Here is a 9852-nt window from a genome sequence, read left to right as displayed (position 1 = left end):
ACGCTCGTTCAGCAACGGCAGGATCGGCGTGACGGTATTCTCGGTGAAGAGCTGGAGATTGCCCATGATCACGATCACGAAGCCGACGCTATACCCCAGCGACGACACCAGCGAGACCCAGGGCGCCTCGGGCAGCGCCATGTGGAGGAACGCCTCGGCGAGGATGGAGGCGCAGATCGCAACACCGGCGGCGAAGCCCGAGAAGAGCAGCGACAGGACCGGTCGGTCGAGTTCCTCGTCACCTTGGAGGCGGATGACCTCGTGGACAACGCGGGCGGATCCCGCCTTACGCTCGGCGACGGACTCGATCTCATGCTCGGACAAACCCGGCGACGGCTTGTCTTCCGCGCCGTCACGCTCGTCCGCTACATCCGTCACATCTGATCCTTGGAAGACCGGATGCTCGATATCCGGCTTGGTCGACCGAATCCGCGGCGCGGGAACCGGACGGAGGTCCGTCGCTTAGCGATCGCCGCCGGGCTTTTGCTCGACCTGTTCGGGTTTCGCCTTGGACTCGTGGCTGTCGTGCTGCTGTTCTGCCGCGGTGGTGCCATCGCGATGACGGTTGATGTCGCCGTGGCGCGCGCTGCGATGCAAGCCGTCGATGTCCGAATGGGGGCCGGAGGGCGGAGGAACTGCCATGGGAAACTCCTGTCTAAAAAACGCGAAACCTTATTCCTGCGGTTCGCGAGTCGAGCGATCGGGATGCGGAATGTCATCCTCGCCTTCGGTGGTTTCGCCCTCGAGATCATCCGGTACACCGCCGGGTAGCCCGCTCACCGGCGTATCGTCGACATCGAGATGGGCAAGATTGGCCGCGCTGTTCTCCTGCTCGGCCGCGTGATCGCGATCGCTGCCCGACATATCAATCCTCCTTCGCGGTCGCATTCGGATTGGCGCCACCCGAATAGGCGATCTCGGATTGGCCGCCATGGCCGAGGAACGAGCCCGGTCCGTTCGTCTTGCCCGGCTTGCCGCTGTGCGGATTGGGGTAGGCGCCGCCGCCCGATTCGCCCGCACCGCCCTGCCGAGACGCAATCTCGGCGCCATCCCCGGCCGTGGTACCACCGCCGTCGGCCTGCATGGGCTGCTTGTCGCTCATCGCGCTGTCCTTCCGCTATGGGGTTAAGCTGTCATGAAAACGCATCAGCGGCGATATCGGGCCCGATCACTCGCCAGGCGAGCGGTGCGATGACACCGTCAGCGGCAACCCGTGAGCCGCGAGCTCAGCAGCACCGCCAAAGATCGAGCCGGTACTTGTCGTGCCGCTCGCCATGCACCTCGGCGAACCCGTCACCCAGCGTCGCGCGCAGCGCGTCTACGGCCTCGTCGCCGCTCAGCGGATAATCGGTTTCGCCGATCCAGTGGACGAGCAGGAGGTGGCCGCCCGACCGCGTCGCGCGCTGAAGATAGGCGGCCGCGCGGTCGAGATCGCTACGGTCGAGATAATAGACGACCTCAGACAGCAGGATGAGGTCGAAACGTTCGTCGGGCATGTCCTGCGGTAGCCGGCGATTTTCGAAACGGATGTGCGACAGGTCGGCGCAGCGCGCGCGCGCGGCATCGAGCGCGGTATCGGACACGTCGACCGCCAGCAACGCGTCGCACCGCGCACCGAGTTGCGCGGTCAGCACGCCATTGGCGCAGCCGACCTCGAGCGCCGCCGTGAACCGGTTCGCGGGCAGTGCCGCGATCGTCCGCGCATATTTTGCCTGTTCATACGGGCTGGTCTCGAAACCCCAGGGATCGCCCTTCTCGCGATAGAGCTGCTCGAAATACTCGGGGTCGATCGATGTTTCACGACGCATGGCGGCTCCTTCGGGTGAGCAGGATGAGGCGCGGGCGCGCGGCGAGGTCGCTCATTGCCTTGGGCAGGCGGAACGGGTCCTGCGCGCCGGCAATACGCGTGCCGGTCTGGCTGCGATGACGGGCGATCGCGCGGCGCTGTCGCGTCCGCCCGCCGGCGACGTCGACGGACAGCGCCCGATAGCCGCGCAGCAGCCTGTCGACATCGGGCAGCGTCCATCCCCATACCAGATATTCGTAGAGCCGTCCGCGCAGCTTACGCGCAACGGCAGCAGCAAGCTCGGCAGCCGCCTCATGGTCGCAATGCGGCTCGCCACGCCAGGTCACCGCAATCGCGCGGATGCCGCGATACCGGCACCATGCGACGAGCGACCGGACGGTGCGCTCGAAGGCAAGGCTGCCGCGGGGGTGCGGCGCAGAATCCGGCCAGTCCAAATGGCGCGGCGCCTGTACAAGCCCGAGCTGGCGCAACGCGTCGCGCGCTTCCGCCGCCCGCGTCCAGCCGACGCGCGTGGGGCTCCAGCCGGGCGCCCCGCAATGCGATCCGGTGCCGTCGGTGAGGAAGGCGACATGCGCCTCGCCGCCCGCGCCGGCGATCTGGGCGAGCAGACTGCCGGCGCCCAGGCTTTCGTCGTCGGGATGCGGCGCGATCACCAACCAGGGGCCATGGCGCACCGCGTCGCCGATCGAGGTCCGCCGCGCCCGCAGCACGAGCCGTGCCCAGGCGCGCGCGCCCGGCGCTACCACCAGCGATCCTCGCCCCAGCAATCCGCCTCGAGCCATGCAGCGGCGGCGCGATCGCGCGCCTGGTCGGGCACGGGTTGGCGCAGGTACAGACCGAGGTCCCGCGTGATCCGGTCGATCGGATTGCCCGTGAAGAAGGACGCGGTGCCGACCGTGCGCGCCGCCGCCTCCATCAGCGCGAGCCCCGCCTCCTCGACGACGCCGCGGGTCATCAGCACGAACGCCACCGCCTCGTCCGCCTGGGCCTCGGCGAGTTGCGCGGCACGGCGCACCCAGTCGCCGGCACTGCGTACCGCGACGATACAGGCGGCGAAGCGCGCGCGCTGGATCGGATCGGCGCCCTTCCCGGTTGCAACGAGATGGTCGCGCAGATGCCGCGCAAGCCCTTCTACCGCGCCGAGCTGGACCGCGGTGAACCGCCACGCGCCCGCGCTGAAGCGCGGTTCGGTCTGATACACGTCCGGGCCACCGATCAGACTGTCGCCGCCCACCACGAGCCCCGAGAAATCGAACAGTCCGCTGATCGTTCCCTGCATGCCGCGGACGCGCCAGCCGTCGATATCGGCGCGCTGCTTCTCGGTCGAGAGGTCGACGCTGACGAGCTGCCTGGTGCCGTCCGCGCGCTGCGCGGTCACCAGCGCGCGGTCGACTTGGCCGGCACCGGTCGCGAACGATTTTTTGCCTTCGAGCCGCCATTGGTCCGGACCGAGCTCCAGGATGCGCAGACCCGGCGTCGGCTCGGTCGCCCAGACGCCGAACAGCGCGCCCCGCTCCGCCGCCTGCGCCATAGTCAGTTGCTGCTCGGCGCTGCCATAGGTCGCGACCAGCTGGAGACCGTTAACATGGCCCTCGAACAGTCGCCCGACGCTAAGATCGGCCCGCCCGATCAAGCGAAGGACATCCAGCAGGTCTTGGGCTTCGGGACCGGGCGCGACGCCGGCAAACGCTGTCCATGCGGTCGTCGCGCGCAAGGCCGCGATCCGCCCGGCGGGAAACGCCTCCTGGTCCCACGGCTCGCGCTCCCACTGCGCGACGAGGTCGCGGATCACCGACACATGATCGACCGAAAACGCCCCCACCCTATGATCCACTCGCTGATCCTCCCAATCCGGTGACATATGATCGGGCCGCGACACGGAAATGCCTCGGCTCAAAGACTGCATGGCGCAGATGTTGCTGCCCCACGAACGCGGCAGCCCCGTGCGAGTTCAGATCGCGCGCATCACAACGCTATGTCCGCCACGCAAGGGTGCGACCGATCGCCGGGACCGCCCACCATGGTCAGTCCGGGCGCCGGCTTTCCCTCGCGTCTGCGTTCAGGCGATGCCGACGCCACGCCGACACTTGATCATTCGTCCTTCACCATCCATATACCATCCACAGGGATGGTGGAGTCGACGATATGGCGGGCGTGCCGACAGAGCTGAGAGCCAAGGCCGACAGCGAGAAGATTACGATCAACCTCGGCTATGTCGATCTCGGTCATATCGATCTGCTTGTCCGCGAAGGCTTTTATGGCAATCGCACCGATTTCATCCGCACTGCGATCCGCAACCAGCTCGACCGCCACGCCGAGGCCGCGACCAAGTCGATCCGGCGGCTGCAGCTCGATCTGGGTCTGCGACACATCACGCGTTCCGAGCTCGAGACGGCGCAGAACCAGGGCGAGCAACTGGATATACGGGTGTTGGGACTGGCGACCATCGCGCATGACGTCTCGGCCGATCTTGCGGCCGAAACGATCGCGTCGCTGACGATACTCGGCGCGCTGCAGGCGAGCGCCGCGGTCAAGGCCGCGCTCGCCGACCGTATCCACTGATTGATCGAGCGGAGACCGATATGCGCCTGCCCCCATCGATGCTCGAAGCGACCCGCCTCACGCGCGAAGGCCGATTGAGCGAGGCCGCGGCGCTGCTGCGCGGCCTGCTCGTTTCCGCACCGACATCCGCGCCGGTGGGCGATGCCACCATCCTGCGACACCAGCCCGCGCGCCTTCCCGGCACGGCCGACCCGATCGATCGATCCGCGCGCGCGCCGGAAGCCGCCGCATCTCCGTGCTTCGAAGCGCTCGTCTATGCTGGTGCGCACCGCCGCCTGACTTACAAACTTTATATGCCGGCGAACGCAGCGGCCGGCGCGCCACTGCTGGTGATGCTCCACGGCTGCACCCAGACCCCCGATGACTTCGCCGCCGGCACGCGCATGAACCGGCTGGCGGACGAATACGGCTTTCTCGTCGCCTATCCCGAACAGACGCGCTCGGCCAATGCGTCGCGCTGCTGGAACTGGTTTCGGTCGGGCGACCAGCGTCGCGACGCGGGCGAACCGGCACTGATCTCGGGGATGACGCGCGAGATCGTCGACCGCCACGCGATCGATCCGCGCCGCGTCTATGTCGCGGGTCTGTCGGCAGGCGGCGCGGCGGCCGCGATCATGGGCGAGACCTATCCCGACCTCTATGCGGCGGTGGGCGTCCATTCCGGGCTGGCGTGCGGGGCGGCCAGCGACATGGCCGGCGCAATGATGGCGATGCGGCGCGGTGGCGCGCAAACGCAGATGCGTCCCGCGGCGACCTTCGTCCCGACGATCACTTTCCATGGCGATCGCGACACGACGGTCGACAAGATCAACAGCGACGAGATTATCGCGCGCGCCCGACATGGGGAGGCATCGGCACTGACCTTGGAAACGGTCCGGGGCGGCACGCCGGGCGGACGCAGCCACGTCCGCCGGATCCTCCGCGATCCGCAGGGGCGATCGCGCCTCGAGCAATGGACGATCCAGGGCGCGGGCCATGCCTGGGCGGGGGGCGATCCCGCCGGCAGTTATACCGATCCCACCGGCCCCGACGCGTCGCGCGAGATGGTGCGCTTCTTCCTCGCGCAAGGCGGCTGATCGTCGACACGCGTCCGCGCTAGGCCGCCCGAAAGCTGCCGCCTCGCCGGACCGGTCGACGGCTAGCGCTGCCGCGCCGGGCGAGGTTTCGGCATGGGTACGGTCGAGACGCCGATAGCTGAAACGCCAGCCGCCATCGGCGCCGCGCACATAGGTCTCATGATAGAAGCCGAATCCGCGCAGCCATTGTTTCTCGCCGTCGCGATGCCAGAACAGATTGTCCTCCATCGCCCAGATCCCGGTTGCATGGTCGCGGTCGCTGAAAGCGATCACCGGCGTATGGCTGTGATGGACCGTGGTGACGCCCGCGAGCAGCGCGTCGAGCGCCGCCGCCGCCGCCGGCCCGCCGACAACAGGCAAGTCGCCGATCGACATCGCGACATAGTCGTCGGTGTGGAGCGCGGCGTAGGTCGCCCAGTCCTTCCGGTCGACGGCATGGTCGCGCCGCGCCTTGAGGTCGTGGATCGCCTGGATCGCGACCAGGCGATCGAGATCGGTCATGCCGTCGGGACCATGCACATCCTGCTCCTCGAACGTAGGCCGGCTCAGCGCAGCGGCATGACATACACGTCGAGATGCCGCAGCTTGCCGCCCTCGGTGAATTCGTAGATCGTCACCGTGTTCGACACGTCGAGGACGCCGCCGATCGTATTGCGCTCCTCGAGCTCGAGCACCACGCGTCCCGGCACCTCGGTGATGTGGCGCAACGTCCCTTCCCACGCGGCGGCGCCGGCATATTGCGTCACATAGCGCTTGTAGGTCGGCCAATCGATGACCTCCGCCTTCGGCCCCATGAAGACCCCGATGCGCTCATAAGCGCCGGTATCGACGACGTCCTCGATCGCCGCCCAATCGGCATCGGACAGCGCGCCGCTCTTCGCCTTGGTCATGATGGCGGCGAACGCCGCGCTATAGCGCAGCACCGCGCGCGACAATCCGCTATAGGTCTCGGGATCGGGCATTTCATTGGCCATGTCGCTCTCCTTTTATGGGCGGTCGCCGGTTCGTGCCGCCTGTTCAACGCTTGATCGGCTTCGCCGGATCACAGCATGATCTGGCCGCCATCGGCATTGATTGTCTGGCCGGTGACGTAGCGTGCCTCGTCGCTCGCGAGAAACAGCGCGATCGGCGCGATGTCGTCGTCGGGGCTGCCGAAGCGACCAAGCGAGATCTCGTCGAGATATTTCTGCATCCGTACCGGATTGGCCTCGAGAAACCGCTCGGCGGCGGGACTCAGCGCCGCCGGGTTGATCACGTTGACGCGGATGCCGAAGCGTCCCCATTCGCGCGCCGCCGAGCGGGACAGCGCGCGCACCCCCTCCTTGTTGGCGCCATAGATGCCGTCGCCCGGTTCGCCGTAGATGCCCTGCCGGGTGCCGAAATTGATCACCGACCCGCCCCGCTCGCGCAGATGCGGGAACGCGGCCTGCATATGGTAGAGCGTCCCGAACAGGCCCGACCCGAAGGTCAGCGCGATCGAGTCGTCGGTGATGTCCTCGATCTTCGCCTGCCGGGTCGACTGCGCATTGTTGACGAGGATATCGATCCGGCCGAACCGCTCGATCGTCTGGGCAATCGTCCGCTCGACGTCCTCGCGCTGCGCGACATCGGCCTGCACGCCCAGCACCTGCGCGCCGGATGCGGCGAGATCGCGCGCGGCCGCCTCGATCGCGTCTGCGCGTCGGCTCGACACCACCACGGCCGCCCCCTCGCGGGCGAAGACGCGCGCCATGGCGAGCCCGATGCCCTGGCTTCCTCCGGTCACGATGGCGACCTTGCCGGCCAGACGGTCCATCCAGAGCCCCTTTGCTTGATCATATCGGCATCCACGGATCTTCCGTCCGATCTCCGGCGATTAGGCGGTCGCTCAAACTTTTTGCAAGAGCCGGCGTCGGCCATGGCGATACATCACCAGCGCGATAGTCACGGCGTCCGACTCGCATGGGCCGGAATTCATGCATATGCCTAACCCGATGAACCTTGGTCAGGCAGAGGAGGATCGGCCGCGCAGTGGCGCAGCAGCAGCGCGGATGCCAGTGCTGCCGCGTGCGGAGTGGACCGAGGCCGCGCGCGACGTGTTTGCCTTCTGGGGCGAACCTGGTGCGCGCGAGAACGGCTCGAAGACGAACATGGTGATGGTGCTCGCGCATCATCCCGCGCTGGCATTGTCCTATTATCATTTCGGCCAGCACCTGCTGATCGATTCGACGCTGCCGGCGCGGGCGCGCGAGTTGGTCGTGCTGCGCGTCGCCTGGCTGGTCCGCTCGGCCTATGAATGGCACTATCATGTCGGCTACGCGGTAACCCTCGGCTTCACGCTCGATGAGATCGCCGCGATCGGCATTGGGCCCGACGCACCGGGCTGGAACGACATCGATCGCGCAGTGCTGCGCGCGGTCGACGAACTTCACGGATCGTCGCAGCTGTCGGACCGGACCTGGGCCGCGTTGGCAGCCCCGTTCGACCGCCGGCAGATCATCGATCTGGTCTTCACTATCGGTAATTATGTGATGCTGAGCTGGGCGATCGCCGCGCTCGGCATCGAGATAGAGGACGGCATCGATCCGATCGGCTTCGATCTCGTCACCGCGTCCGGTGCCAAACCTGCCGCGCGGCAAAAACCTGGGGAGGGCGAGGATTGGACGTCGAACAGCGGCTGAGGCGCCTCGAACGCCGGCTGCGCGCCGCCGAGGACCAACTCGAGATCCTCGGACTGCTCAACAGCTACGGCCCGCTCGTCGACAGCGGCGCGTCGGGACCGGCCGCCGCCCTGTGGGTCGAAGGCGGCGGCTATAATTTCAGCGGCGGGCTGAGCGGCGGCACGCGGATCGCGGCGCCGCACGATCTCGTCGCGATGTACGAGACCGCCGGCCACAAGGCGCTGGTCGAGACCGGCTGCGCACACCTTACCGCCACGCCCCGGATCACGATCGACGGCGACACCGCCACAGCGGTCGGCTATTCCTTCGTCGTGCTCCGCGAGAGCGAGCGCTGGTATCTCTGGCGCGCGGCGATCAACCGCTGGACGCTGGAGCGCACCGCCGATGGCTGGCGCATCGCCGAGCGTTTCAACCGCGCGCTCGACGGTTCGGCCGAATCGCATGAGACGATGCGCGCGGTGCTGAGCTGATGACGCGGTTCGCGGGCCAGGTCGCGATCGTCACCGGCGCCAGCACCGGGCTTGGCCCGATCCTGGCGAGGATGCTCGTCGACGAAGGCGCCAAGGTCGTGATGACGGCGCGCCGCTTCGAGCTGGTCGAGGCCGCGGCGGCGGCGATCGGCGCGCATGCGGTGGCGCTGCGTGCCGACGTCACCAACGAAGCCGACGTCGCCGCAATGGTCGAGGCCGCGATGGTCCGCTGGGGCCGGGTCGACATATTGATGAACAACGCCGCGGTGCCCGGCACCGACAAATTTATCTGGGAGCAGACGCTCGACAATTGGAACGCGACCTTCGCGGTCGACGTCACCGCCGCGATGCTCTGCACGCGCGAAGTGCTCAACCGCTCGATGCTGGCACGCCGGTCCGGCGCGATCGTCAACTTCTCCTCGGGCGCCGGCTGGGATGGCATGCCGCGCAAGAGCCATTATTCCGCCGCCAAGGGCGCGCTGCGCATCCTCACCAAGGTGACCGCCAAGGAAGTCGGCGAATTCGGCATCCGCTGCAACTGCGTCGTGCCGGGCGCGATCGAGACCGAACTTATGGCGAATTGGATTAGGCGCAGCGCCGCCGAGCGGGGCATCGACGACGCCGAGATGCGCCACCAGACGATGGCCACAATGGCGCTCAAGACCTACAGCACGCCCGAAGACGTCGCCAATCTCGCGCTGTTCCTGGCCTCGGACCAAGCGCGCACGATCACCGGGCAGTCGATCAACGTCGACGGCGGCCAGGTCATGTCCTGAGGAGACGCAATGACGCTCGACGACCTGCTCGCCCGCGAGGGCATCCGTCAGACGATGGCGGCCTATACCGCGGCCGGCGACCGGCTGCGCGAGGACGAATTCATCGCCGTCTTCACCGAGGACGCGGTGCTCGAATCGGAGGGGGTGCCCGAGCGCGACCTGTTCCGCTATGCCGGCCGCGAAGCGATCCGCCAGTGGATCGCGCGGTGGCGCGAACCGCCGCAAGGCACCAGCCGCACGCATCAGGCCAGCTTCGTGCGCCACCATCTCTCGACCTGCCATATCGAACGCACCGGGCCCGACAGCGCGCAGGCGCGGACCTATTGGGTCGCGTGGACCGACATCGGCCCGGATCATGCCGGCTATTATCTCGACACGTTCCAGCGCGACGGCGAGCGCTGGCTGATCCGTCACCGCCGCATCCGCCGCGACTGGCAGGCGGCTAACAGCCTGTTCACCACCGCGGTTGCGCACTCGCGATGACACCCGCCATCCAGGAGG

General features: G+C 67.5%; 14 protein-coding genes and 2 pseudogenes. 6 read left to right on the top strand and 10 right to left on the bottom strand.

The window, feature by feature from the left end; all coding sequences use genetic code 11:
- Positions 1–105: 105 nt before the first annotated feature.
- The 7 genes and pseudogenes from Q0326_RS18055 to Q0326_RS05065 all read right to left on the bottom strand — a co-directional run.
- Positions 106–378 (bottom strand): annotated as a pseudogene (locus Q0326_RS18055) (formate/nitrite transporter family protein); the annotation flags it as partial.
- Between the two features lie 84 nt (positions 379–462).
- On the bottom strand, positions 463–642 hold the full coding sequence (locus tag Q0326_RS05090) for a hypothetical protein (protein WP_298687790.1): 180 nt from the start codon (positions 640–642) through the stop codon (positions 463–465).
- Positions 643–672: 30 nt separating this feature from the next.
- Entirely contained in the window at positions 673–864 is a 192-nt protein-coding gene (locus Q0326_RS05085; RefSeq protein WP_298687787.1) for a hypothetical protein, read from the bottom strand.
- Position 865: 1 nt separating this feature from the next.
- Positions 866–1102: a hypothetical protein gene (locus tag Q0326_RS05080; RefSeq protein WP_298687785.1), complete on the bottom strand. Its 237-nt coding sequence runs from the start codon at positions 1100–1102 to the stop codon at positions 866–868.
- 124 nt (positions 1103–1226) lie between these two features.
- A complete protein-coding gene (locus Q0326_RS05075; RefSeq protein WP_298687783.1) occupies positions 1227–1808 on the bottom strand; it encodes an SAM-dependent methyltransferase in 582 nt (193 codons plus the stop codon).
- Positions 1798–2553 carry a PIG-L family deacetylase gene (locus tag Q0326_RS05070; protein ID WP_298687780.1) on the bottom strand — a complete coding sequence of 252 codons (756 nt, stop codon included), beginning with the start codon at positions 2551–2553 and terminating at the stop codon, positions 1798–1800. Before Q0326_RS05070 ends, Q0326_RS05075 begins: the two co-directional genes overlap by 11 nt.
- Positions 2547–3629, bottom strand: a complete 1083-nt coding sequence (locus tag Q0326_RS05065) for an acyl-CoA dehydrogenase (RefSeq protein WP_298687778.1) — start codon at positions 3627–3629, stop codon at positions 2547–2549. The genes Q0326_RS05070 and Q0326_RS05065 overlap by 7 nt, the downstream gene beginning before the upstream one ends.
- Before the next feature lie 332 nt (positions 3630–3961).
- Here Q0326_RS05065 and Q0326_RS05060 point away from each other — a divergent pair, with 332 nt between their 5' ends.
- Both Q0326_RS05060 and Q0326_RS05055 read left to right on the top strand, forming a co-directional pair.
- Complete coding sequence (locus tag Q0326_RS05060) at positions 3962–4369, top strand: hypothetical protein (protein ID WP_298687776.1); 408 nt, start codon at positions 3962–3964, stop codon at positions 4367–4369.
- Between the two features lie 20 nt (positions 4370–4389).
- Complete coding sequence (locus Q0326_RS05055) at positions 4390–5445, top strand: PHB depolymerase family esterase (RefSeq protein ID WP_298687774.1); 1056 nt, start codon at positions 4390–4392, stop codon at positions 5443–5445.
- 168 nt (positions 5446–5613) lie between these two features.
- Here Q0326_RS05055 and Q0326_RS18050 read toward each other — a convergent pair.
- The 3 genes and pseudogenes from Q0326_RS18050 to Q0326_RS05040 form a co-directional block, all read right to left on the bottom strand.
- Positions 5614–5946: pseudogene (locus tag Q0326_RS18050) on the bottom strand (nuclear transport factor 2 family protein); the annotation flags it as partial.
- A 44-nt stretch (positions 5947–5990) separates the two neighbouring features.
- A complete protein-coding gene (locus Q0326_RS05045; RefSeq protein ID WP_298687770.1) occupies positions 5991–6419 on the bottom strand; it encodes a hypothetical protein in 429 nt (142 codons plus the stop codon).
- A gap of 68 nt (positions 6420–6487) precedes the next feature.
- Positions 6488–7240, bottom strand: a complete 753-nt coding sequence (locus tag Q0326_RS05040; RefSeq protein ID WP_298687768.1) for an SDR family NAD(P)-dependent oxidoreductase — start codon at positions 7238–7240, stop codon at positions 6488–6490.
- A 235-nt stretch (positions 7241–7475) separates the two neighbouring features.
- Here Q0326_RS05040 and Q0326_RS05035 point away from each other — a divergent pair, with 235 nt between their 5' ends.
- The 4 genes from Q0326_RS05035 to Q0326_RS05020 are packed head-to-tail and all read left to right on the top strand — an operon-like array spanning position 7476 to position 9834.
- Positions 7476–8105, top strand: coding sequence for a carboxymuconolactone decarboxylase family protein (locus Q0326_RS05035; RefSeq protein ID WP_298687766.1), 630 nt, complete (start codon positions 7476–7478; stop codon positions 8103–8105).
- Entirely contained in the window at positions 8084–8575 is a 492-nt protein-coding gene (locus tag Q0326_RS05030; protein ID WP_298687764.1) for a nuclear transport factor 2 family protein, read from the top strand. The genes Q0326_RS05035 and Q0326_RS05030 overlap by 22 nt, the downstream gene beginning before the upstream one ends.
- A complete protein-coding gene (locus Q0326_RS05025) occupies positions 8575–9351 on the top strand; it encodes an SDR family oxidoreductase (RefSeq protein WP_298687762.1) in 777 nt (258 codons plus the stop codon). Before Q0326_RS05030 ends, Q0326_RS05025 begins: the two co-directional genes overlap by 1 nt.
- 9 nt (positions 9352–9360) lie before the next feature.
- Positions 9361–9834, top strand: a complete 474-nt coding sequence (locus Q0326_RS05020; RefSeq protein WP_298687760.1) for a nuclear transport factor 2 family protein — start codon at positions 9361–9363, stop codon at positions 9832–9834.
- Positions 9835–9852 lie beyond the last annotated feature (18 nt).

The organism is uncultured Sphingomonas sp., assembly GCF_937859915.1.
In the GTDB taxonomy this organism is placed as follows: Bacteria; Pseudomonadota; Alphaproteobacteria; order Sphingomonadales; family Sphingomonadaceae; genus Solisphingomonas.
Note: the sequence above shows the minus strand (reverse complement) of the source record. Positions and strands in the feature narration are given on the sequence as shown.